Consider the following 21,421-nt stretch of genomic DNA (forward strand, 5'->3'; position numbering starts at 1 on the left):
ATGGACATCGGAGTCGTGTTGCAGTGCACTCCGCCTGCATCACGCGTCGTGGACCTCGCCAGACGCGCGGAGACGCATGGTTTCTCGCATGTCTGGACGTTCGATTCCCACCTGCTGTGGCAGGAGCCGTACGTCATTCACAGCCAGATCCTGTCGGAAACCAGGAGGGTTGTCGTCGGGCCGATGGTGACCAATCCCGCCACCCGTGACTGGACGGTGACGGCGTCGACGTTCGCCACGCTCAACGACATGTTCGGCAACCGTACGGTCTGCGGAATCGGTCGAGGTGACTCGGCGGTTCGCACCCTCGGCGGAAAGCCGACGACGCTCGCCCAGTTGCGCGAGTCCATTCATGTCATCCGCGAGCTCGCCAACGGCCGGTCGGTGTCGCTCGGTGACACCGTCGTCCGATTCCCGTGGGCGACGAGATCGACACTCGAGGTGTGGGTTGCCGCGTACGGACCCAAGGCGCTCGACCTCACCGGGGAAGTCGCCGACGGGTACATTCTGCAGCTCGCCGACCCGGACATCGCGTCGTGGACGATCGGACGAGTCCGGGCCGCCGCGGACGCCGCCGGGCGGGATCCGTCGTCGATCAAGTTCTGTGTGGCAGCACCCGCCTACGTCACCGACGGCAGCGCGAGCGCACTCGCGCATGCGCGTGATCAGTGCCGATGGTTCGGGGGAATGGTGGGCAACCACGTCGCGGACATCGTGGCTAGATACGGAAACGACGGTGGGGGTGTACCTGCTGCGTTGACCGACTACATCGCTGCACGCACCGGGTACGACTACAACGAGCACGGTAAGTCCGGGAATTCGCACGCCGAGTTCGTGCCCGACGACGTGATCGACCGGTTCTGCATCCTGGGCAGCCCCGCCGAGCACGTCACGAAGCTGAAGGCGCTCGAAGCGCTGGGTGTCGACCAGTTCTCGGTGTACCTCCAGCACGACGCCAAATCGGCGACACTGGAGTCCTACGGTGAGCACGTCATCCCGGATCTGGCAGGGGCGACGACTGCATCCGTCGGATCGGAGGAAGGCGGCAAGTAGATGGACCACGTGTTCTACTCCTGGGCGGCGCAGGCCGAGTTGAACCCGATCACCGTCGACGGCGGCGAAGGGTCCTGGTTCTGGGACGACAAGGGGAATCGATACCTCGACTTCTCGTCGCAACTCGTCAACGTCAACCTGGGTCATCAGCACCCGGATCTCGTGGCGGCGATCGTCGACCAAGCCCGTGTGCTGACGACGATCTCCCCGACGGTCGCCAACTCCACCCGAAGCAAGCTCGCGGCTCTCGTCGCGGAGCGAGCACCGGGCGATCTGAACCGAGTCTTCTTCACCACCGGAGGAGCAGAAGCCGTCGAGCACGCCGTGCGCCTGGCCCGCCAGCACACCGGCCGGACGAAGATGTTGGCCGCGTACCGCTCGTACCACGGCGGAACCGGTGTGGCCATCGGCTTGACGGGTGAACCGAGGCGGTGGGGCACCGAACCGACCAACGTCGACGTCGTCCGGTTCTTCGGTCCGTACCCCTATCGGTCACCCTGGGGCACAACGACTCCCGAGGACGAGACCGCAGCGGCGCTGTCCCATCTGCAACAGGTCGTCGAGCTCGAGGGCCCGGGGAACATCGCGGGCCTCATCCTCGAATCCGTCGTCGGTACCAACGGTGTCCTGGTGCCACCGCCGGGTTACCTGGCGGGGGTGCGCGAACTGTGCGACCGGTACGGCATCGTCTACATCGCGGACGAGGTCATGGTCGGATTCGGCAGGGTCGGGGAATGGTTCGCCTGCCAGGCCTGGGACGTCGAGCCCGACCTGATCACCTTCGCGAAAGGAATCAATTCCGGCTACGTCCCGCTGGGCGGCGTCGTCATTTCCGAAGCCATCGCGTCGAAATTCGATCACAAGCCCTATCCGGGCGGGTTGACGTACTCGGGGCATCCGCTGGCCTGTGCGGTCGGTGTGGCATCCATCGAAGTGTTCGAACGCGACGGAATTCTGCCCTACGTCCGAAGCGTCGGCGCCGACGTGCTCGGCGCCGGACTGGCCAAGCTCGCCGAGTCCCATCCCAGCGTCGGGGAGGTGAGAGGTCGGGGGTTCTTCTGGGCTGTGGAACTGGTCAAGGATCGGCAGACGCGTGACCCGTTGGTGCCGTTCGCGGCGACGGGCAAGGATGCCGAACCCATAGGGAAGGTGACCGCGGCGGCGAAAGCGCGCGGCCTGTGGCCGTTCATGGCGGGCAACAGAATTCAGATCGCGCCACCGTTGACGACGACCGAGGACGAACTCCGACAGGGCCTGGAGATTCTCGACGATGTCCTGACCGTCTCCGACGAGTGCGCCGCCGCCCTCGACTAGAGAACGGCTCCGGGATTGAGGATGCCGTCGGGGTCGAGTGCGGACTTGATTCGCTGAGTCAGCTTCATGACGTCCTCGCCCACCTGATCCGGTAGCCAGGCCTTCTTGAGCCTGCCGACTCCGTGTTCACCGGTGATCGTGCCGCCCAGCGAGATCGCGAGATCCATGATGGCGCCGAACGCGATGTTCGCGCGTCGCTCCATGTCCGCGTCGGCTGGGTCGAACACGATCAGAGGGTGGGTGTTTCCGTCGCCTGCGTGTGCGATGACCGCGACCAGTACTTCGTACTTCTCCGCGATCCTCTCGATGCCCTCGACCAGGTCGGGGAGCGCCGGCAATGGAACCCCGACGTCCTCGAGCAGGAGGCTACCCATCCGTTCCACCGCAGGGATCGCGAATCGCCGTGCTGCAGCGAAGGCTTCACCCTCGTCGGGATCGTCGGTGGTGAACACGTCGGATGCCCCTGCTTCGGTGCACGCCGAGGCCACGATGTCGATTTCCCGTCCGCGATCTGCGCCGGGGGAGTCCGAGCGGGCGATGAGCATCGCGGCCGCACCCCGATCCAGTCCCATCTTCATCGCGTCCTCGACCGCTCCGATCGACGCACGGTCCATGAACTCGAGCATCGACGGACGGAGATTCCGGGTGATCGCGAGAATCGCCGTCGTCGCGTCGCGCACCGAGGAGAACGATGCGACGACGGTGCTCGCGGGCGGCTGTGCGGGCACCAGTCGAACGGTGATCTCCGTGATGATCCCGAGGGTGCCTTCGCTGCCGACGAACAGCTTGGTCAGAGAGAGTCCCGCAACATCTTTCAGCCGAGGGCCACCGAGACGCACAGCTGTGCCGTCGGCGAGGACCACTTCGAGGCCGAGCACGTAGTCGGTGGTCACGCCGTACTTCACGCAGCACAGACCGCCCGCGTTGGTGGCTGCGTTGCCGCCGATGGAACACATCTCGAACGACGACGGGTCGGGCGGATACCACAGGCCGTGCTCGGCGGCGGCTTTCTTGACCTCGACATTGAGCAGACCGGGCTGGGTCACGGCTACACGCGTCACGGGATCGACATGGATGTCCCGCATCGATTCGGTCGTGAGAACGATTCCGCCGTCGACGGCGGTTGCACCGCCGGACAATCCGGAACCGGCGCCCCGGGGAACCACCGCGACGCGATGCGCGGTGGCCCACTTCATGACCGCCTGCACGTCGGCGGTGCAGGTTGCTCGCACGACGGCCAGCGGTGATCCGGCATCGGGGTCTTTCGCCCAATCTCGTCGATATCCCTCGGTGATGTCGGGATCGACGATGACGGATCCCTCGGGGAGTGCGCGGCGCAGTTCGGTCAGGTCGGTCATCACCCCAGACTAGGAGTGGAGCCCGCGGCATGAACCGGAGTTGATTGAAACCGCGAGAATTAGGTCGCTACGTATTGCGTTGCAGTGTCAGCTCCGCGAGTCTGGTTGCTCCGGCGCACGGATCGACTGTTCCGGATCGGTACTGAACCCACCAGGTGATGGTGCCGGAGTACGAGGCGGTGATGCCGCAGGACGCGGGGTCGCCCGGCCGCCGGGACAGAAAGGCGCTCGCGCCGCCCACCGTGACCGGCTCCACCGAGTACTCGAGTTTCTCGGACAGCTCGCGCTCGCGGCCCAGCGAATTGTCCTCGTACCAGGCGAACGTGACGTCGATCAGCCCCGACGGGCCGGATCCGGACCACATGCAGACCGCACCGAAGAAGTACTGGCTCACGGTGTCCGCTTGGACCGACTCGGCGATCTTGTCGTCCGGCACGGCGACGCATTCCTGCAGTAGTTTGTCGAATTCTGTGTCGACGTCACCCGCGCCTTGCGCGACGGGGGTTCCGGAGACGGTCGTGCTGCAGCCGCCGACGAGTAGGGACAGTGCCGCTGCGGCCGCGGCCAGGGAAGTTCGACGTCTCATGGCAGTGCCTATCTCGCATTCTCGACGGTCGCGCGCACGAGGTCCTCGACCACGTCGCAACTGTCGCGAGGTGGTGCGGCGTAGACGTAGTTGAGAGACCAGTGCAGGAAGCCGTCGCCGGACTCGACGCCTGCCTCGCACGACGCGTCGCTTCCTCGTGCGGTGAACCCCGGGTGCCCGTCGGCATCGATGACGCCGATCTCGCGTCCCATCTGGCCGGCGACGGTGCGTTCGCGGTCTATCGGGCTTCCTCGATACCAGGTGAACATCGCGTATGCGCCGGTGTCGACGGCGTCCCAGCGGCAGCGAACAGCGTTCTTCGACGACGAGGCGAGCCCGCGGACCCCGGTGATGGACGTCAGTTCTTCGTCGGTCAGCGAACCGCATTCTCCGACGAACAGTTCTTCGGTCTGCGCGGAGTCCGGCTCTGTCGTGGGCGAGGCGCCGCCGTCGGTGTCGTCGGAGCCGGAGCATCCGGCGGCAAGTGTCACTGCCGCTACCGCGCCGATGATGGTTGCCCGCTTCCACACGGTTGTGGAGCCTACCGAGTCGAGTGCTGGATGTCGTTGCGCACGGCCGAGGTGAGTCACACCAGTAACTTCAGTCACTTCCGTTACCTGATCGATGCGCGCACGCAACGCAATGTTGTAGCTGCGAGGTCTAGCGTCCTGCGAAGGCGGGTCGTCAGGTCCGTCCAGGGCCGGGAGCACACACTGTCGGCCCCTGTGTCAGCGAGGAGGCCCGAAAATGATGGAGCCGAAACAGAAGTCGTGGAACCACGTCGCTGCGATGTTCTCGTACGAATTCCAGGACGGCGGAGTCGACTACGACACCATCGAGGCGATCCACCGCGGAGACGTCCAGGAGTGGGTCACCGCACTCGCGCAGTCCGGATTGTTCGAGCGTGCCACCGTCGCCGACGCCGAACAGACGTGGAAGCGACGGCCCAAGATGCTGCTTGACATGCTGCTGATCGACGCCGACGAAGTGACGCGCCGCCGGTGCGAAATGGCGTGGATCTCGCTGGACCGCCTGGCCCCGATCGCACAGTTCGGTTAGAGACGCTCGAAGCGATCGCCGTCGACCACGACCACCTGCTCGTCGGTCAGCGTCAGGTACGGGATGTTCTCGCGCTCGAACACTGACACCATGGCCTGCGCGGCGCCGTTCTCGTCGAGAATCGACCCGAAATGCGGGACGAACGAGTGGTCGGTCAGACCGAGGCCGGTCCACGATGCTGTTCGACCGGCGGCCGCCTCGACTTCCGCCGGATCGTCGGCTGCCTCCACTCCTCGAAGCGACGGTGAGGCGATGCACCCGCCCGCGCTGTACCCAGCGAACACGAGGGAACCGTCCCGCACTCGCGAGGTGATCTCGCCGTCGGCGCCCGCGATCTCGAGCCGAGCTTGCAGCACGAACGTGTTACCCCCGCGGATCCAGACCGTGTCGACGGCGTCGAGTTCTCGGCGGAGCGCGTCGCGGTCGGTTCGGAATCGACGGAGGTCGAGTTCCTCGGCGACGTAACCGAGTTCGCTCAGGTTGCGCAGTTCGCTGACGACGGAGGACTGACGTGCGGACGTGGGCCACGCATCCGCGGCATTCGCGATCACCGCGACACGACCAGGACCGGACGTCAGCGCGAGAAATTCGTCGACGTGCGCGCCGAACCGGTACGACGCCAGAAACAGCTTCACCGGGACTCTTCCTCGTCCAACCGCGTCAGCCCCGCCCTGATCGCCGACGCCGTCGCCTCGGGATCCTTCAGCCGTCGCGTCACGAATCCCGTCACGAACCGCAGTGTGTCACCGGTCCATCGCGGTACGACGTGAAGGTGCGTGTGGAACACGGTCTGGAAGGCGGCTTTGCCGTCGTTGAGGACGAGGTTGGCGCCGTCCGAACGAAGATCCGACCGCCTGATCGCGCGAGACAGTCGTTGTCCGGCGGCGAACACTGCGCCGCCGAGGCGCGGATCCAATGTGTCGAGGTCTTGCGAGTGTCTCTTCGGAATCACCAGGAGATGGCCGCGAGTGATCGGTCTGATGTCGAGAAACGCCACGACGTCGTCGTCGTCGTACACGGGGACCGAGGGGGCATCGCCGTCGACGATGGCGCAGAACACGCAGTTGTTCACGCCGCAACTGTAGGTGGGCGCCGACGTGCCCACTGTGATGTCCGTCACCGCAAATGGAAGGGTTGCACGTCGGGACGCGTCGGATTCGATTCAGAACAAACCACAGTTGTGGTCTGGGTTACCTGAGGTCTGCCTCATTTGGCTATCATCAGGGACCTTGTGCCTTGACGCTGGGCTTTGCCTGTTTGCCGCGCGGTTACCCCCGTTCGCCGTACCACGGGCGCCATTCAACATACGAAAGTCGGAGAATTGGAAACATCGCAGAGCACAGAGAGCAGGACGACACGTGTCGGTGTCGTGCGTGAGTCCGCGGACGGCGAGCGCCGAGTGGCCTTGGTGCCCAAGGTCGTCGCGTCGCTGATCGGTAAGGGCGTCGAGGTCGTCGTCGAGTCCGGTGCGGGTTCGGGAGCGTTGATTCCGGACGAGCTGTATGCCGCGGCCGGAGCAACGATCGGGGACCCGTGGTCCGCCGACGTAGTGGTGAAGGTGGCCCCGCCGACGGATGCCGAGATCTCGAAGTTGTCGTCGGGTTCGACGTTGATCGGATTCCTGGCGCCGCGTAACGCCGACAACAAGATCGACGCACTCGCCGCCGCCGGGGTGCAGGCGTTCGCGGTCGAGGCGATCCCGCGTATCTCCCGCGCACAGGTGATGGACGCACTGTCCTCGCAGGCCAACGTGGCCGGGTACAAGGCCGTTCTGTTGGCCGCGTCGGAATCGACTCGCTTCTTCCCGATGCTCACCACCGCCGCAGGCACGGTCAAGCCGGCGACCGTGCTGGTCCTCGGCGTCGGTGTCGCAGGTCTGCAGGCGTTGGCGACAGCGAAGCGTCTCGGCGGCCGGCCAACCGGTTACGACGTGCGTCCGGAGGTGGCCGATCAGGTTCGTTCCGTCGGTGCGCAGTGGCTCGATCTGGGGATCGACGCTGCCGGTGAGGGCGGATACGCACGTGAGCTGACCGAGGACGAGCGTGCCCAGCAGCAGCAGGCACTCGAAGAAGCGATCAAGGGTTTCGACGTCGTCATCACCACCGCGTTGGTGCCGGGTCGTCCGGCTCCGCGTCTGGTGACGGCCGCCGCTGTCGAGGGCATGAAGCCCGGCAGTGTCGTCGTCGACCTCGCCGGTGAGACCGGCGGCAACTGCGAGCTGACCGAGCCCGGCCAGACCGTCGTCAAGCACGACGTCACCATCGCCTCGCCGCTGAACTTGCCGGCCACCATGCCCGAGCACGCCAGCGAGCTGTACTCGAAGAACGTTTCCGCACTGCTGGAACTGCTTCTCGACGAGAACGGCGCACTCACGCCGGACTTCTCCGACGAGGTCGTCGCGCAGTCCTGTGTCACCAGAAAGGCTGACGCCTGATGTACACCGCTCTTCTCGCGAACATCGCGATTCTCGTGTTGGCGGGCTTCGTCGGATTCGCCGTCATCTCCAAGGTTCCCAACACGCTGCACACACCGTTGATGTCCGGCACCAACGCCATTCACGGCATCGTCGTGCTCGGCGCGCTCATCGTGCTCGGCCGTCTGCCCGAGGATGCGTCGTGGGGTGTGCGGATCATCGCGTTCGTCGCGCTGATCTTCGGCACGCTCAACGTCGTCGGCGGCTTCCTGGTCACCGACCGCATGCTCAGCATGTTCAAGTCCAAGAAGGCACCCGTTGCTTCTGATCCTGCGGCGTCGTCTGATTCTGGCCAGAAGGGTGCCGATTCCTGATGAACAATGTCGTCAACATTCTCTACATCGTTGCGTTCGCGATGTTCATCTACGGTCTGATGGGCCTGACGGGCCCGAAGACCGCCGTCCGCGGCAACTGGATCGCCGCTGTCGGTATGGGTATCGCCGTCGTCGCGACCCTGATCGAGGTGCGCGACGCCGCCGCGATCAACTGGATTCTCATCGCCGCCGGTCTCGCGATCGGTGTTCTGCTCGGCGTTCCGCCGGCCAAGCGCACCAAGATGACGGCCATGCCGCAGCTGGTGGCGCTGTTCAACGGCGTCGGCGGCGGCACCGTCGCGCTCATCGCGTGGGCGGAGTTCATCGAGACCGACGGGTTCTCGGCGTTCCAGCACGGTGAAGAGCCGACGGTGCACATCGTCGTCGGATCGCTGTTCGCCGCAGTCATCGGTTCGGTGTCGTTCTGGGGTTCGCTCGTGGCGTTCCTCAAGCTGCAGGAACTGCTGAACAAGAACGTCGAGAAGGCGTTCGTGAAGAATGCGCGCATCTTCCAGCTCACCAACATCGTGCTGCTCGTCCTCGCCGTGGCGGTCGCGATCTACATCGGTGTCAAGTCGACTCCGGGTGAGGGCACCTCGGTGTGGTTCATCGTGCTGGTGCTCGTCGCAGCCGGGCTGATGGGTCTGTTCGTGGTGTTCCCGATCGGCGGCGCGGACATGCCCGTCGTGATCTCGCTGCTCAACGCGCTCACCGGACTGTCGGCAGCGGCTGCCGGTCTTGCGTTGAACAACACGGCCATGATCGTGGCAGGCATGATCGTCGGCGCATCCGGTTCGATCCTGACCAACCTGATGGCAACGGCGATGAACCGGTCCATTCCGGCGATCGTGTTCGGGTCGTTCGGTGGCGGTGGCAGCGATGCCGGACCGGGCGCGGACGCATCGGGTGGCACGGTCAAGTCGACATCGGCCGCGGATGCAGCGATCCAGATGGCGTACGCATCGCAGGTCATCGTCGTGCCCGGGTACGGCCTCGCTGTCGCGCAGGCTCAGCATGCCGTCAAGGACATGGCGTCGATCCTCGAGAGCAAGGGCGTCGAGGTCAAGTACGCGATCCACCCCGTTGCCGGCCGTATGCCGGGGCACATGAACGTGCTGCTCGCCGAGGCCGACGTCGAGTACGACGCGATGAAGGAAATGGACGACATCAACGGCGAGTTCAATCGCACCGACGTCACCATCGTCATCGGCGCCAACGACGTCACCAACCCGGCGGCGCGCAACGACCCGTCGAGCCCGATCCACGGTATGCCGATCCTCAACGTCGACGAGTCGCGGTCGGTGATCGTGCTCAAGCGATCGATGAGCTCGGGTTACGCCGGTATCGACAACCCGCTGTTCACCGCCGATCGCACCTCGATGTTGTTCGGCGACGCGAAGAAGTCCGTCAACTCGGTGATCGAGGAGCTCAAAGCTCTGTAGTTCGTTCTTCGGTGCGAGTGCCCGGTGGCCTGACACGGTCACCGGGCTATCGGCGTTCTAGCGCAGTCTTCGCAGTGCGAGAGCAGCGGTGTCGAACGGATTCTGGGCCTCACGCTCGGCAGCGACGGGCGAGTACAACATGACTGCGGACGACCCAGCCCACCACGCGGTCACGATAGCCACAGTCGTCACGATGCCCACGACTGTCGCCGAACCGCCGATGACGGCCGCCGCGGACACCGTCGCCACTGCAACCGCGCCGAGTCCCCACACCATCGGCAGGAACCGCGCACTCGCGACGAGTGTCGCCGCGCACACCAACGATGCACACGCCGTCACGTACCCGTTCGGCAGCGCCGACGCCGGCACCCAGCCGTCGGCCCACGACCGCACCGCTGCCGTCGTCAGAGACGCTCCGAGTACGAGGGCGATGACGGCACCGATCCCGTACGGCAGCTTACGAATCAGCGACACCACCGTCAGACCTGCCACCGCGACCAGAACGGGGGTGACTCCGAACGCTTCGAGCAGTGCGTTCGCGGGTCCGTCCAAGCTGGGAACCAGCGCCCGCGAATACGGATACGTCACGCCCGCGAGCGGAAGCACCACGAGTACCACGGCCAGTACTCCCAGCAGCCCGGCGACTGCGACGAGCCGTGCCATCAATCGCCTGCTTCGAGCCAGTGCGTCGTGGTCGATCTCGATGCCCTCGAGCTGCACCAATTCCATGCTGTCGGTGTCGGCACTCACTGCCTACAACACCCCCTTCGTGTCGCCCCTGTAGTACTACTGCGTTGTCCGCACGCCTGTCCTTCGGCTACGAGGATGCCGTACGACTCTGAGCGTGCGGTGTGAAGGTTCCGTCAATCCCGTTCGGGCAACACCGTGCGCGGTCGAACAGTTCCCGCGGCGGCTGCAGCGACAATCGTCAGCGCCAACGGGACAGCCATCGCCGAGGTGAGGGACACGAAGTGGGCGATCCAGCCGACGATCGCAGGTCCGGCCAGCAGCCCGACGTATCCCATTCCGACGACGCGAGACATGTTGGTCGCCGCGCCGCCTCCGAGGTTGCCTGCGGCGGTGAAGATCTGCGGAACGCTGCCGGACAATCCGAGGCCGAACAACGCCCATCCGGCGAGCGTCAGCGGCAGCACGTCCGAGACCAAGACCAGAGCCATCCCCGCTGCCGCGATCGCGTTGCCGTACCTGACCACCGCGACCGGGCCGAAGCGCGCGCTGACTCGATCCGCACAGAACCTGCCGACGGTCATCATCGTCGCGAAGAATCCGAAGGCGAGAGCTGCGGTGCTGTCCGACGTGGCGAGGTGCTCCTTCACCTGCAACGTGCTCCAGTCGTTGGCGACCCCTTCGGACAGAAGGAGGGCGAACGCAAGGGCTCCGAGCGCCAGGACGCGCGGAGAGAATCGGCCCCGCGCGGAACCGTCGGCTTCGGACTCCCCGGTGTGCGGCGACGTGCGGGGGACCAGGAACGGGCGGCAGCAGGCCAACACGCCGATGCCGACAACGGCTGCTCCGATCGTGGTCGACAGGATCGGGATGCCGATGGACAGGGTGGCGGCTCCCACGAGTGAACCCACGACGCCACCGACCGAGAACAGAGCGTGGAATGCGGACATGATCGGTCGCGCGTAGACGCGCTCGACGTCCACTGCCTGAGAGTTCATGGACACGTCGAGAGCACCGTTGAAGATGCCGAACACGAAGAGCGCTGCACCCAAGGTGGCGGCATTCGTGGCGAGCGCCGGACCGACGACTGCGGTGGACAGCAGCACTCCGGCGACAGTAACGATTCGATAACTGCCGTATCGGTCGGCCAACGGGCCGGCGGCCTGCATCCCCACGATCGCTCCGCCCGCCAAGACGAGGAGCAGCGATCCGAGGGTGGCGTGCGAGATACCGACCTGACGCTCGACGGTCGGAATGTGCACGACCCAGATAGCGAAGAGGAAGCCGTTGACGGCGAACACTCCAAAAACGGCGGCGCGGGCGCGGCGGGCAGCGGCTGTCGAGATTGCGGCCTTGTCGATCACTGCACGCACGCTACCTGGTTGTTTGCGTCGAGCCCGCGGTGAGAGGTCGTGGGTGGACGATCTTGGTAAGAATTCGTAGCTGGATAGTCGCCGGATGCCGGCGACTCGTGTGACGCTTATCACATCATTCGGTTTGGTCTGGCGACACAACCGAGCGGAAGCGTAGTTTCGATGGATCGGACAGGAGTGCAAATTCGTTACAAATCTCTTCGTAACGATCTGAGAACGGTGCCGAGAAGGTTGGGCCAAGCGGCTGACCTGGCACCGCACAGCGACGCCGATCGAAGGAGACATCATGACCCTCGCACACACCCGCCAGGATCTCGCGGACGCGACACCCACAGTGCTGGACGCCGCAGTCGATTCGGCGCCGCTGTCCTCTTCTCAGTTGGAGATGATGCGCGCGTTCTTCTCGTGCGAGTTCGAGGTAGCTCGCCTCGACCGCGAGTCCATTCCGGTGGCTACGCCGGACGCCGTCGCCGAGTGGATCGACGCCCTGCGTATGAGCGGGCTGTTCTCCCCGTCCGAGATGCGCACGATGTCCGTGGCGTGGACGAGTGAGCCCGACGCGCTGGTGTCCTTGCTCGTCGGTGATGTCGACGAGGTGGCCGCTCGCCGCGACGTCACGGAATTGAGCCCTGAGGACGTGAACGTTTCCGCCCCGATCGTCGACGCAGCCGCCGACACCGAGCTCCCGAAGGCCAGCTGAGAGTACTTCTCACTATCCATTCGACGCCGCGGACGCCCACACGGGTGCGTCCGCGGCGTCGCTCGTCGTACGACACGTCGCAGCTCGTTGTTCGGCGAATCCACGCTCGGTCACGCGTCGTCCGTGCGACAGTGACGAGTGTTGATTCGCAAGTGAAAGGACCTTCGAGCGTATGACGACAGGTGTGGACTTCGACGCCGTCTCCGAATGGATCGGAGGCCTCGGCATCGGTGCAGTGGCCCCGCTGACATACGACAGGGTCGGCAACGGACAATCCAACCTCACGTACGCGGTCGCCGACGCCGGCGGTAGTCGCTGGGTACTGCGGAGGCCGCCACTCGGCACGTTGTTGGCATCCGCACACGACGTCGTCCGGGAATACCGGATCCTCACCGCCCTGCAGAACACCGGTGTTCCGGTCCCCAAGATGATCGCGGTGACCGAGGATTCACAGGTGTCCGACGTGCCTCTGGTGCTCATGAGCTACGTCGACGGCGTCGTGCTCGATTCGGTGCAGAAAGCCGAGGCCACCGCACCCGACATTCGCCGGGCAATCGGATCCAGCATGACGAGCGCGCTCGCGAGCATTCACCGGGTGGACCTCGACAGCGTCGGGCTCACGGACCTGGCCAGCCACAAGCCGTACGCGGAGCGGCAACTCAAGCGCTGGCGAACACAGTGGCAGCACACGCAGACACGTGAAGTACCGGCAATCGACACTCTCGCCGAGCGTCTCGCAGCGAACATCCCGGATCAACGAGAACTGACGTTGGTGCACGGCGACTTCCACCTCAACAACGTGATCACCTCACCCACCGCCGGTGACATCGTGGCCGTCGTCGACTGGGAACTGTGCACGCTCGGTGATCCACTCGCGGACATCGGCGGGCTCCTCGCCTACTGGCCGGAAGCGGGCGACGCCGTCGCAGGGCCGTTCATGGCCTCGACCTTGCCCGGCTTCCCGACCCGACAGCAATTGACGGCCGACTACGCAGCGAAGACGGGGCGCGACGTCACAGCCGTCGGATTCTGGCAGGTGCTCGCGCTGTGGAAGCTGTCCATCATCGCCGAGGGCGTCATGCGACGAGCAGAAGCCGACGCCCGCAACCGCGCCGACGCCGGTTCTCCCACGACGACCCTCATCGACGACATCATCGCCCGGGCTCTCAGCACCGCCGACGACATCGGCCTCTGAAATCTCCGCCTAGTCACTCCCGGTCTAGCTGGGGTCGTTCCTGCCGGCTCCACTCCCGGTCTAGCTGGGGTCGTTCCTGCCGGCTCCACTCCCGGTCTAGCTGGGGTCGTTCCTGCCGGCTCCACTCCCGGCCACAAGAGTGCGGGCGGCGGCTTCGATCTCGGTGGGAATGGCGACGGGACGACGCGTCTGCGCGTCGACGTACACGTGGACGAATCGGCCGGTGGCTGCCAGGTGCAGCTCGTCGCCCGGGCTTTCGCGGAACAGAGCGAGCGCGTAGACGATGCTGCGGGTGCCCAGTTTCTCGACCGACAGGCCGACCTGCAGGGCGTCGGGGAACGACAACTCGCTGTGGTACTTGCACGACGTCTCGGCGACCACACCGATGGCATCCAGTGCCCTGATGTCCACGCCTGTGGTGTGCATCAGCCAACCGTTCACCGCGGTGTCGAAGTACGAGTAGTAGGTGACGTTGTTGACGTGCCCGTAGTGATCGTTGTCGTCCCACCGCGTGGCGATCGGCCAGAGGGCCGGGTACTCGGCGGCGGTGTTGCGTTCGGCTCGCTGGCCGGCGGAGGCGGTCATGGTTGCTGACTCTATCGGCCGCGCGCCAGAACCCAGCGAACGACGAGGCCGACGACCAACGCCCAGAAGGCGGAGCCGATACCGAAGATGCCGATGCCCGACGCCGCGATCACGAACGTGAGAACGACCGACTCCCTCTCGTTCTCGTCTTTCAGGGCACCGGCGAGCGAGGCGGCGAGCGTGCCCAGCAACGCCAGTCCGGCAACGGTTTCGACCACACCGGCAGGCGCAACGGACACAAGAGTCGCCACGGCAGCCGAACATGCTGCGAGGAGAAGGTAGAACCAGCCTGCCGACGATGCTGCGATCCAGCGACGCTGGGGGTCGGGGTGCGCCTGCGGCGCCGCGGCCAGGGCTGCGCTGATGGCTGCGAGGTTGACGGCGTGCCCACCGAACGGTGCGCCCACCATCGTTCCCAGGCCGGTGACCCCCATCGCGGGCCGCCAGGGTACGTCGTATCCGTAGGACTTCATGACGGCGACGCCCGGGATGTTCTGCGATGCCATGGTGACGATGTACAGCGGCAGCGCGATCCCGACGATTGCTTGCCACGTCCAGTCCGGTGCGGTGAAGGCGACGTGCGGAATCAAGTCTGCGGCGGGGGGAATACGCTGCGCGACAGCGACATCGATGGCAATGACCACGGCTGCGGTGCCGAATGCAGCGGGAACGGCCCACCGCGGAGAGTAACGCTGCAGCACCAGCCAGACCACGATGACCGGTGCGATCGCCCCGGGTGATGCGGCGAATGCAGTTACCGGTTTCAGGCACAGCGGCAACAGGACACCCGCGAGCATCGCCTGCGCGAGAGATGTGGGAATGGACGTGATCAGTGCGCCGAGACGCGGCCACAGCCCGGTGGTGATCACCGATGCGCCGACGACGAGAAACGCGCCGACGGCAGCGGGCCACCCGCCGGCCACCGCTCCTGTCCCGGCCAGCAGCGCGGCACCGGGCGTCGACCAGGCAAGGGTGATGGGTTGGCGATACCGCCGGGAGAGGTAGATCATTCCGAGAGCCTGAGTCACGCAGATCACCAGGAGCCCCGACGCCGCATCCGTCGGTGACGCGCCCACCGCGCGAAGACCGGTCAGCACCACGGCGAACGAACTGGTGAAACCGACGAGCGCGGCGACGATGCCCGCGAGGATCGGTTGAAGTGCGCTCGGTGTCGATCGGGTCGGCTCTGCCACGAACAGCAATGATGCCCTGTGTGGGGGTACGCCGGTAATCGTGGATGCGTGCTTACCGGCCACAGCGGCCGATGTGCTCCGTTAGTGTTGCAATCGTGAAGTTGTTCGTGGGAATCGATATGGGCACCGGCAGCAGCAAGGGCGTCCTCGTCACCGCCGACGGAGAGGTTCTCGCCTCGGAGCAGCGAGCCCACGAGATGTCGTTACCGCACCCGGGCTGGGCGGAAGTGGATGCGGATGCGGTCTGGTGGGGTGACGTGTGCGTCATCGCATCGGCGTTGATGAACCGGGTTCCGTCGGGTTCCGAGGTCGCGGGCGTCTGTGTCAGTGGGGTCGGTCCGTGTCTGGTGCTCACCGACTCCGAACTGCGTCCGGTGCGGCCGGCGATCCTGTACGGGATCGATTCACGGGCCTCGTGCGAAATCGAGGAGCTCACCGAGCATTTCGGTGCCGACGCCATTCTGGAGCGATGTGGCAAATCGTTGTCCAGTCAGGCAGTGGGGCCGAAGATCGAGTGGGTTCGCAAGAACGAGCCGGAGGTGTTCGATCGTGCGAGACGGTGGTACGGATCCAATTCGTACATCGTCGCCAAGCTCACCGGTGAGTACGTGCAGGACCATCACACGGCCAGTCAGTGCGACCCTCTCTACTCGGTTCGTGAATTCGGTTGGAACGCAGACTGGATCGACCGAGTTCTGGGCGGACTCGAGGTGCCGAGGTTGGCGTGGCCGAGCGAGGTCGTCGGACATGTCGATGCGTGCGGCAGTGCTGCGTCCGGCATCCCTGTCGGCACGCCCGTGGTGGCGGGAACTGTCGACGCGTACGCCGAGGCATTCAGTGTGGGAGTGCGGCATCCGGGTGATCTGATGTTGATGTACGGATCGACGATGTTCGTGGTGCAGGTGTTGGCGGACTATCACACGAATTCTGCGCTGTGGACCACCACGGGAGTGCAGGCAGGCACGTATGCACTCGCGGCGGGAACATCCACCGCCGGTTCACTGACCACGTGGCTTCGGACACTCACCGGTGGAGCGCCGTTCGAGGAGCTGATGCGTGAGGCATCGGCCGTTCCAGCAGGGGCCGAGGGGTTGTTGATCCTGCCGTACCTCGCAGGCGAGCGAACGCCGGTGTTCGACGCCGATGCCCGCGGTGTGATGGCAGGACTGACTCTTCGGCATGGACGAGGTCATATCTTCCGGGCTGCGTACGAGGGAATCTCCTTCGGTATCAGGCAGATTCTGGAGATGTTCGACGACGCGGCCACGCCGGTCAACCGAGCCGTCGCCGTGGGTGGTGGGCTGCGGAGTCCGGTGTGGGCGCAGGCGCTCAGCGACATCACCGGACAGACGCAGCTCGTCACCGAGCAGGCCATCGGGGCGAGCTACGGTGACGGCCTGCTGGCCGCTATCGGGGTCGGGGAGGTATCGCCCGAAACCGACTGGGCCACCGTGGCATCCGAGGTGCCGCCGAATCCTGCACACCGCGCCCTGTACGACGACCTGTATGCCAGTTGGCTCCAGCTCTACCCGGCGACGCGAGACATCGTGCACGCGGGCGCTCAACTGACCAGGTAACCGCCGTCGACCGGGATGTCGATTCCATTGATCATCGCCGACGCGTCGGAGGCGAGCCACAGCGCAGTCGCCGACACCTCCGACGGCTCGGCGAATCGGCCGGAGGGGATCCGCGCGAGCATCGGTGCGGATTTCACCGGGTCGCCCCATACCTTCTGGCCCATGTCGGTGAGAACTACTGTGGGGCAGACGGAGTTGGCCCGGACGCCTCGCCCGCCGAGTTCGAGCGCGAGCACTTTGGTGGCCATGATGAGTCCGGCTTTGGACGTGCAGTACGCGTAGTGCTCGGGGAGTGGTCGTAGTGCCGCGGCCGATGCGACGGTGACGATGGATCCGCCGTCGCCGTCCGCCATTGCTCGGCCGATACGCGCTGCGAGCAACGACGGGGCTCTCAAATTGACCTGGATCACTTCGTCGAAGTGCGCTGTATCGAGTGCGTCCACCGGTTCCGGGTAGGAGATTCCGGCGTTGTTGACGAGTACGTCGACGCCGCCGAATGCGTCGACGGCGTCGGCGGCGAGCGTGTCCGGACCCGCTGCTGTCGACAGATCTGCGACGACGATGGCGGTCTCGGTGTCGAGTGTGCGAGAGAAGCTTTCGAGCGATTCGTGATCTCGACCGGAGAGAACGAGGCGCGCGCCTGCCGCGGCGAACGTCTGCGCGATGTCGGCGCCGATGCCGCGACTTGCGCCCGTGATCAGCACGCGTTTGCCGTCGAGGCTCGGATTCGTGGATCGGTCGATCGTAGGTGTCATGCCGTGTCTTCCTCGTCGAGTGTCGTGATGTGGGACAGGATGTCCTGTGCGGTCGCCGGGTCCGTGACGAGTCGATTGAAGAAGTGCGCTCGCGCGCCGCTGACGATCGGCACCACTTTGTCCGACCCGACTGCCACCGCGATCCCGACCGGAATCTTCTGCAGTGCATCCAGTTCCACCGCGATCAGACGATCGGAGCCGGGGAACTCGACAGAGTTTCCGTCCCGGTCGTAGAAGCGTGAGCACACGTCGCCGACAGAGTCTCGCAGTGATGCGGAGTCGGTCGGGACGAAGCGGGGTATGTCGGAGCGCAGGAGGGGAGGTGCCCCGACGCCCATCAGGATGCACCGGGCCTGGGGCCAGAGTTCGAGCACGCGTTGAATTGCGGGGTCCGAGTGGATGATCGAGTACAGATCGGCACCGGGAAGCGCGGGTGCGAACAGGTAGTTGGCTCGTCCGCCGAGTTTGTTGGAGATCAGTCTGGTGATCTCGTTCGTCTGGTACCACTCCTCGGGCTGGTCGTTGCCGCCGACGGTCGGAGCCACCAGGATTCCCGGGATTCTGTCCAGGTCGAACTGAGCCACTTCGTACACGGTTCTGCCGGAGGAGACCAACAGGATGTCGCCGGGGACGAGCCCGACCGCGGCGAGTGCTTTGGACACTGCGGGAGCGAGGTAGCGACCCATGAGATCGACCGTCGGTTTCGACGGCGTGGCCGGGGGCAGGGGTGCCGACAGGTAGACGTACTCGAGGCCGAGGGCGGACGCAACGCTGTCCGCCAGATCGTCCTGCGAGTAGTTGCTCGGTGGCACGACCTCGATACGAACGATTCCCTGACGCCTCGCCTCGGAGAGAAGTCTGCTGACCGTCGCTCGGCTGGTTCCGAGTTTGGCGGCGACCTCGGCCTGAGTGGCGTCCTCGTCGTAGTAGAGCTTGGCCGCCGTGTAGAGCAAGGTCGGCGCGAAGTGGCTCCCGTCGGCCGATTGGCCCGACAGGGGGTTCTCGCTCGCAGATCCTGTGATCGCCATGGTCGGAAGTATCCCACTGAACATATGTGCACGGAGTTTGAATTGCTGAACATTCGTTCTGGACATATGTATACCTGTTCGTTAATGTGAGCGCCAACACATCGCCGACAGGCAATGTCTCGCCTCACCCGCGACGACCGCGCGGACACGAAACTGCTGAACGAGGAGTCATAGATGCCGGACACGACAATCCCAGAGAAGATGCAGGCTGTGGTCTGCCACGGCCCGGAGGACTACCGGCTCGAGGAAGTGCCGGTACCGGTACCCGGGCCCGGCGAAGCCCTGGTTCGCGTCGAGGCGGTCGGGATCTGCGCAAGCGACCTCAAGTGCTACCACGGCGCAGCGAAGTTCTGGGGCGACGAGAACCGACCCGCCTGGGCCGAGACCGACGTCATTCCCGGACACGAATTCGTGGGTGAAATCGTCGTGATCGACGACGAGGCGTCGGCCAGGTGGAACGTCTCGGTCGGTGACCGTGTGGTGTCGGAGCAGATCGTGCCGTGCTGGAAGTGTCGCTTCTGCCTGCGCGGCCAGTACCACATGTGCGCGCCGCACGACCTGTACGGATTCAAGCGTCGCACCCCCGGCGCAATGGCCAGCTACATGGTGTACCCCGCAGAAGCATTGGTGCACAAAGTGTCCAAGGACATCCCCGCCGCGCACGCAGCATTCACCGAGCCCCTGTCCTGCTCGCTGCACGCCGTCGAGCGGGCAGGGATCACATTCGACGACGTCGTCGTCGTCGCAGGATGCGGCCCCATCGGCCTGGGTATGATCGCCGGCGCACGGGCGAAGAACCCCGCGCATGTCATCGCGCTCGACATGCAGCCGGAGAAGCTGGCGCTCGCGAAGGAATGCGGCGCCGACATCGTCGTCGACATCCGCAACGAGGATGCCGAGAAGATCGTCAAGGACCTCACCGACGGATACGGCGCCGACGTCTACCTCGAAGGGACAGGACATCCCACTGCCGTTCCGCAGGGACTCAACCTGCTTCGCAAGCTCGGCACGTACGTCGAATACGGCGTCTTCGGAAGCGATGTCACGGTCGACTGGTCGATCATCTCCGACGACAAGGAACTCGACGTTCTCGGCGCGCATCTCGGCCCGTACTGCTGGCCCGCAGCCATCCGCATGATCGAGTCCGGTGTCTTGCCGATGGACAAGATCTGCACCCATCAACTACCCCTCGCTGACTTCCAGAAGGGTCTCGACCTCGTCGGAAGCGGCGCAGAGTCGGTCAAGGTTTCGCTGATTCCGTCCTGATTCGCTCCTGCACGAAGCACTTTGGAGACTTACCCATGACTTATCGTCAATTCTCGAGGCGGGACATGCTCCGCGCGATGGGGCTGGCAGGCGTCGCCGCAGCGTCGGTGCCGATTCTGTCGTCCTGCGGAGTCGGAGGTGGCGTGAACGCCGTCAACGGCGCCGGCGAGGTGAGCGGGTCGTTCGATTGGAAGGCCGTGGAGGGTACGACCCTCAACATCCTGCAGACCCCGCATCCGTACCAGCAGTCGTTCCAACCGCTGCTCGCCGAGTTCGAACAGCTGACCGGCATCACCGTCAATGCGGACCTGGTGCCCGAGGCGGACTACTTCACCAAGCTCAACACCGAACTTGCCGGCGGTACCGGCAAACACGACGTCTTCATGCTGGGGGCGTACTTCATCTGGCAGTACGGCCCGCCCGGATGGCTCGAGGACTTGAACCCCTGGTTGCAGAACAGTTCGGCCACCAGCGCCGAGTACGACTTCGAGGACATCTACGAGGGTCTGCGCACGTCGACCAGCTGGGATTTCGAGCAGGGCTCACCGCTCGGTACCGGTGGTCAGTGGGCGCTGCCGTGGGGATTCGAGAACAACGTCGTTGCGTACAACAAGAAGTTCTTCGACGACAACGGCATCACCCTGCCGGACACCTTCGACAACTTCGTGCAGCTGGCCATCGACCTCACCGATCGTTCGCAGAACCGCTACGGAATCGCGACTCGCGGGTCCAAGTCGTGGGCGACGATTCACCCCGGCTTCATGACCCAGTTCACGCGTGAAGGTGCGCAGGACTACGTCTTCGAGAACGGCGAGTTGCAGGCCCGGATGAACTCGGAGAAGGCAGTTGCGTTCACCGAGAAGTGGATCGAGATGCAGCACAAGGCCGGACCGACGTCGTGGACGTCCTACGACTACCCCAACGCCACCGGTGATCTCGGTGACGGCAAAGCCATGATGGTGTTCGACGCCGACAGTGCGACCTACCCGAAGAACAAGCCGGGTGCGTCGGCACAGGCAGGCAACATCGGGTGGTACCCCGGTCCTGCAGGTCCCGACGGCAGCTACGCCACGAACCTGTGGACGTGGTCGCTGGCGATGAACTCGATGTCGAAGAACAAGCACGCAGCGTGGCTGTTCATGCAGTGGGCCACGGGCAAGGAAGCGATGTCGAAAGCTGTTCAGGGCGGGATCTACGCCGACCCGGTTCGCAAGTCCGTGTTCGACGGTGTCTTCAAGGACCAGGTCGCCGACCAAGCGGGTTATCTCGAGACGTTCGAGACCGTGATCGACCAGTCGAAGATCCAGTTCACTCCGCAGAAGAAGTTCTTCGACACCACGCAGAACTGGGCGTCGGCACTCCAGGACATCTACGGCGGCGACGATGCTCAGTCCCGGCTCGACGGACTGGCGAAAACCAACACCTCGAAGGTGAACCTGTGATGACTTTTCAGAAAGAGGTAC

At 64.9% G+C, this 21,421-nt stretch carries 22 protein-coding genes; 11 read left to right on the plus strand and 11 right to left on the minus strand.

The genetic code is table 11. From position 1 onward, the window contains the following. Complete coding sequence (locus CH292_RS09595) at window positions 1-1,053, plus strand: TIGR03842 family LLM class F420-dependent oxidoreductase (RefSeq protein WP_019667166.1); 1,053 nt, start codon at window positions 1-3, stop codon at window positions 1,051-1,053. After that, window positions 1,054-2,367 carry an aspartate aminotransferase family protein gene (locus tag CH292_RS09600; RefSeq protein WP_094654563.1) on the plus strand — a complete coding sequence of 438 codons (1,314 nt, stop codon included), beginning with the start codon at window positions 1,054-1,056 and terminating at the stop codon, window positions 2,365-2,367. It begins immediately after the preceding gene. Here the strand turns inward: CH292_RS09600 and CH292_RS09605 are convergent. From CH292_RS09605 to CH292_RS09615, 3 genes are all read right to left on the minus strand, one after another. Beyond that, window positions 2,364-3,725 carry an FAD-binding oxidoreductase gene (locus CH292_RS09605; RefSeq protein WP_094654564.1) on the minus strand — a complete coding sequence of 454 codons (1,362 nt, stop codon included), beginning with the start codon at window positions 3,723-3,725 and terminating at the stop codon, window positions 2,364-2,366. The two genes, CH292_RS09600 and CH292_RS09605, sit on opposite strands and share 4 nt — an antisense overlap. Before the next feature lie 67 nt (window positions 3,726-3,792). Continuing rightward, complete coding sequence (locus CH292_RS09610) at window positions 3,793-4,311, minus strand: DUF3558 domain-containing protein (protein WP_019667169.1); 519 nt, start codon at window positions 4,309-4,311, stop codon at window positions 3,793-3,795. 8 nt (window positions 4,312-4,319) lie between these two features. After that, complete coding sequence (locus CH292_RS09615; RefSeq protein ID WP_256977995.1) at window positions 4,320-4,919, minus strand: DUF3558 domain-containing protein; 600 nt, start codon at window positions 4,917-4,919, stop codon at window positions 4,320-4,322. Between the two features lie 139 nt (window positions 4,920-5,058). Between CH292_RS09615 and CH292_RS09620 the strand changes: the two genes are divergently transcribed. Further along, window positions 5,059-5,370 carry a hypothetical protein gene (locus CH292_RS09620; RefSeq protein WP_020113123.1) on the plus strand — a complete coding sequence of 104 codons (312 nt, stop codon included), beginning with the start codon at window positions 5,059-5,061 and terminating at the stop codon, window positions 5,368-5,370. Here CH292_RS09620 and CH292_RS09625 read toward each other — a convergent pair. Together CH292_RS09625 and CH292_RS09630 are read right to left on the minus strand one after the other, a co-directional pair. Further along, window positions 5,367-6,005, minus strand: coding sequence for a Type 1 glutamine amidotransferase-like domain-containing protein (locus tag CH292_RS09625; RefSeq protein WP_094654566.1), 639 nt, complete (start codon window positions 6,003-6,005; stop codon window positions 5,367-5,369). The genes CH292_RS09620 and CH292_RS09625 overlap by 4 nt on opposite strands. Continuing rightward, entirely contained in the window at window positions 6,002-6,442 is a 441-nt protein-coding gene (locus tag CH292_RS09630; protein ID WP_179277945.1) for an HIT family protein, read from the minus strand. The genes CH292_RS09625 and CH292_RS09630 overlap by 4 nt, the downstream gene beginning before the upstream one ends. 249 nt (window positions 6,443-6,691) lie before the next feature. Here CH292_RS09630 and CH292_RS09635 point away from each other — a divergent pair, with 249 nt between their 5' ends. Genes CH292_RS09635 through CH292_RS09645 form a run of 3 tightly spaced genes read left to right on the plus strand, consistent with a single transcriptional unit; the run spans window position 6,692 to window position 9,599 of the window. Then, the gene (locus CH292_RS09635; protein ID WP_019667174.1) at window positions 6,692-7,804 is read left to right on the plus strand and encodes a Re/Si-specific NAD(P)(+) transhydrogenase subunit alpha; all 1,113 of its coding nucleotides are present in this window, start codon (window positions 6,692-6,694) and stop codon (window positions 7,802-7,804) included. Next, window positions 7,804-8,157, plus strand: coding sequence for an NAD(P) transhydrogenase subunit alpha (locus CH292_RS09640; protein ID WP_019667175.1), 354 nt, complete (start codon window positions 7,804-7,806; stop codon window positions 8,155-8,157). The genes CH292_RS09635 and CH292_RS09640 overlap by 1 nt, the downstream gene beginning before the upstream one ends. Then, window positions 8,157-9,599 (plus strand): NAD(P)(+) transhydrogenase (Re/Si-specific) subunit beta, encoded by a 1,443-nt coding sequence (locus CH292_RS09645; RefSeq protein ID WP_019667176.1) that lies wholly within the window; start codon window positions 8,157-8,159, stop codon window positions 9,597-9,599. The genes CH292_RS09640 and CH292_RS09645 overlap by 1 nt, the downstream gene beginning before the upstream one ends. Window positions 9,600-9,656: 57 nt before the next feature. Here CH292_RS09645 and CH292_RS09650 read toward each other — a convergent pair whose 3' ends face one another. Both CH292_RS09650 and CH292_RS09655 read right to left on the minus strand, forming a co-directional pair. Then, on the minus strand, window positions 9,657-10,349 hold the full coding sequence (locus CH292_RS09650; protein ID WP_019667177.1) for a hypothetical protein: 693 nt from the start codon (window positions 10,347-10,349) through the stop codon (window positions 9,657-9,659). Between the two features lie 113 nt (window positions 10,350-10,462). Beyond that, window positions 10,463-11,659, minus strand: a complete 1,197-nt coding sequence (locus CH292_RS09655) for an MFS transporter (RefSeq protein ID WP_020113128.1) — start codon at window positions 11,657-11,659, stop codon at window positions 10,463-10,465. Window positions 11,660-11,945: 286 nt separating this feature from the next. On the opposite strand from CH292_RS09655, the gene CH292_RS09660 reads away from it, so the two are divergent. Next, the gene (locus CH292_RS09660; RefSeq protein WP_094654568.1) at window positions 11,946-12,359 is read left to right on the plus strand and encodes a hypothetical protein; all 414 of its coding nucleotides are present in this window, start codon (window positions 11,946-11,948) and stop codon (window positions 12,357-12,359) included. Between the two features lie 172 nt (window positions 12,360-12,531). Then, window positions 12,532-13,554 (plus strand): phosphotransferase family protein, encoded by a 1,023-nt coding sequence (locus tag CH292_RS09665; protein WP_019667180.1) that lies wholly within the window; start codon window positions 12,532-12,534, stop codon window positions 13,552-13,554. Between the two features lie 96 nt (window positions 13,555-13,650). Here CH292_RS09665 and CH292_RS09670 read toward each other — a convergent pair whose 3' ends face one another. Together CH292_RS09670 and CH292_RS09675 are read right to left on the minus strand one after the other, a co-directional pair. After that, window positions 13,651-14,139: a thioesterase family protein gene (locus CH292_RS09670; RefSeq protein WP_037140396.1), complete on the minus strand. Its 489-nt coding sequence runs from the start codon at window positions 14,137-14,139 to the stop codon at window positions 13,651-13,653. An 11-nt stretch (window positions 14,140-14,150) separates the two neighbouring features. Further along, the gene (locus CH292_RS09675; protein ID WP_094654569.1) at window positions 14,151-15,341 is read right to left on the minus strand and encodes a benzoate/H(+) symporter BenE family transporter; all 1,191 of its coding nucleotides are present in this window, start codon (window positions 15,339-15,341) and stop codon (window positions 14,151-14,153) included. Window positions 15,342-15,427: 86 nt separating this feature from the next. On the opposite strand from CH292_RS09675, the gene CH292_RS09680 reads away from it, so the two are divergent. Beyond that, complete coding sequence (locus CH292_RS09680; protein WP_094654570.1) at window positions 15,428-16,909, plus strand: FGGY-family carbohydrate kinase; 1,482 nt, start codon at window positions 15,428-15,430, stop codon at window positions 16,907-16,909. Here the strand turns inward: CH292_RS09680 and CH292_RS09685 are convergent. Next, a complete protein-coding gene (locus CH292_RS09685; protein ID WP_094654571.1) occupies window positions 16,894-17,664 on the minus strand; it encodes an SDR family NAD(P)-dependent oxidoreductase in 771 nt (256 codons plus the stop codon). The two genes, CH292_RS09680 and CH292_RS09685, sit on opposite strands and share 16 nt — an antisense overlap. Further along, complete coding sequence (locus CH292_RS09690; protein WP_051104989.1) at window positions 17,661-18,692, minus strand: sugar-binding transcriptional regulator; 1,032 nt, start codon at window positions 18,690-18,692, stop codon at window positions 17,661-17,663. Before CH292_RS09690 ends, CH292_RS09685 begins: the two co-directional genes overlap by 4 nt. Before the next feature lie 174 nt (window positions 18,693-18,866). Here CH292_RS09690 and eltD point away from each other — a divergent pair, with 174 nt between their 5' ends. Beyond that, window positions 18,867-19,958 carry an erythritol/L-threitol dehyrogenase gene (eltD, locus tag CH292_RS09695; protein ID WP_019667186.1) on the plus strand — a complete coding sequence of 364 codons (1,092 nt, stop codon included), beginning with the start codon at window positions 18,867-18,869 and terminating at the stop codon, window positions 19,956-19,958. A gap of 65 nt (window positions 19,959-20,023) precedes the next feature. Next, window positions 20,024-21,400 (plus strand): ABC transporter substrate-binding protein, encoded by a 1,377-nt coding sequence (locus CH292_RS09700; RefSeq protein WP_020113133.1) that lies wholly within the window; start codon window positions 20,024-20,026, stop codon window positions 21,398-21,400. The last annotated feature ends 21 nt before the right edge of the window (window positions 21,401-21,421 follow it).

Origin of the sequence: Rhodococcus sp. 14-2470-1a (assembly GCF_002259425.1) — a bacterium.
GTDB lineage: Bacteria > Actinomycetota > Actinomycetes > Mycobacteriales > Mycobacteriaceae > Rhodococcoides > Rhodococcoides fascians_E.

Bases quoted from the DNA above. Each gene is read 5' to 3' on its own strand.
- CH292_RS09660 (WP_094654568.1), top strand. From the start codon at position 11,946: ATGACCCTCGCACACACCCGCCAGGATCTCGCGGACGCGACACCCACA.
- CH292_RS09685 (WP_094654571.1), bottom strand. From the start codon at position 17,664: ATGACACCTACGATCGACCGATCCACGAATCCGAGCCTCGACGGCAAA.
- CH292_RS09640 (WP_019667175.1), top strand. From the start codon at position 7,804: ATGTACACCGCTCTTCTCGCGAACATCGCGATTCTCGTGTTGGCGGGC.
- CH292_RS09595 (WP_019667166.1), top strand. From the start codon at position 1: ATGGACATCGGAGTCGTGTTGCAGTGCACTCCGCCTGCATCACGCGTC.
- CH292_RS09620 (WP_020113123.1), top strand. From the start codon at position 5,059: ATGATGGAGCCGAAACAGAAGTCGTGGAACCACGTCGCTGCGATGTTC.
- CH292_RS09610 (WP_019667169.1), bottom strand. From the start codon at position 4,311: ATGAGACGTCGAACTTCCCTGGCCGCGGCCGCAGCGGCACTGTCCCTA.
- CH292_RS09645 (WP_019667176.1), top strand. From the start codon at position 8,157: ATGAACAATGTCGTCAACATTCTCTACATCGTTGCGTTCGCGATGTTC.
- CH292_RS09665 (WP_019667180.1), top strand. From the start codon at position 12,532: ATGACGACAGGTGTGGACTTCGACGCCGTCTCCGAATGGATCGGAGGC.
- eltD (WP_019667186.1), top strand. From the start codon at position 18,867: ATGCCGGACACGACAATCCCAGAGAAGATGCAGGCTGTGGTCTGCCAC.
- CH292_RS09600 (WP_094654563.1), top strand. From the start codon at position 1,054: ATGGACCACGTGTTCTACTCCTGGGCGGCGCAGGCCGAGTTGAACCCG.
- CH292_RS09700 (WP_020113133.1), top strand. From the start codon at position 20,024: ATGCTCCGCGCGATGGGGCTGGCAGGCGTCGCCGCAGCGTCGGTGCCG.
- CH292_RS09690 (WP_051104989.1), bottom strand. From the start codon at position 18,692: ATGGCGATCACAGGATCTGCGAGCGAGAACCCCCTGTCGGGCCAATCG.
- CH292_RS09605 (WP_094654564.1), bottom strand. From the start codon at position 3,725: ATGACCGACCTGACCGAACTGCGCCGCGCACTCCCCGAGGGATCCGTC.
- CH292_RS09670 (WP_037140396.1), bottom strand. From the start codon at position 14,139: ATGACCGCCTCCGCCGGCCAGCGAGCCGAACGCAACACCGCCGCCGAG.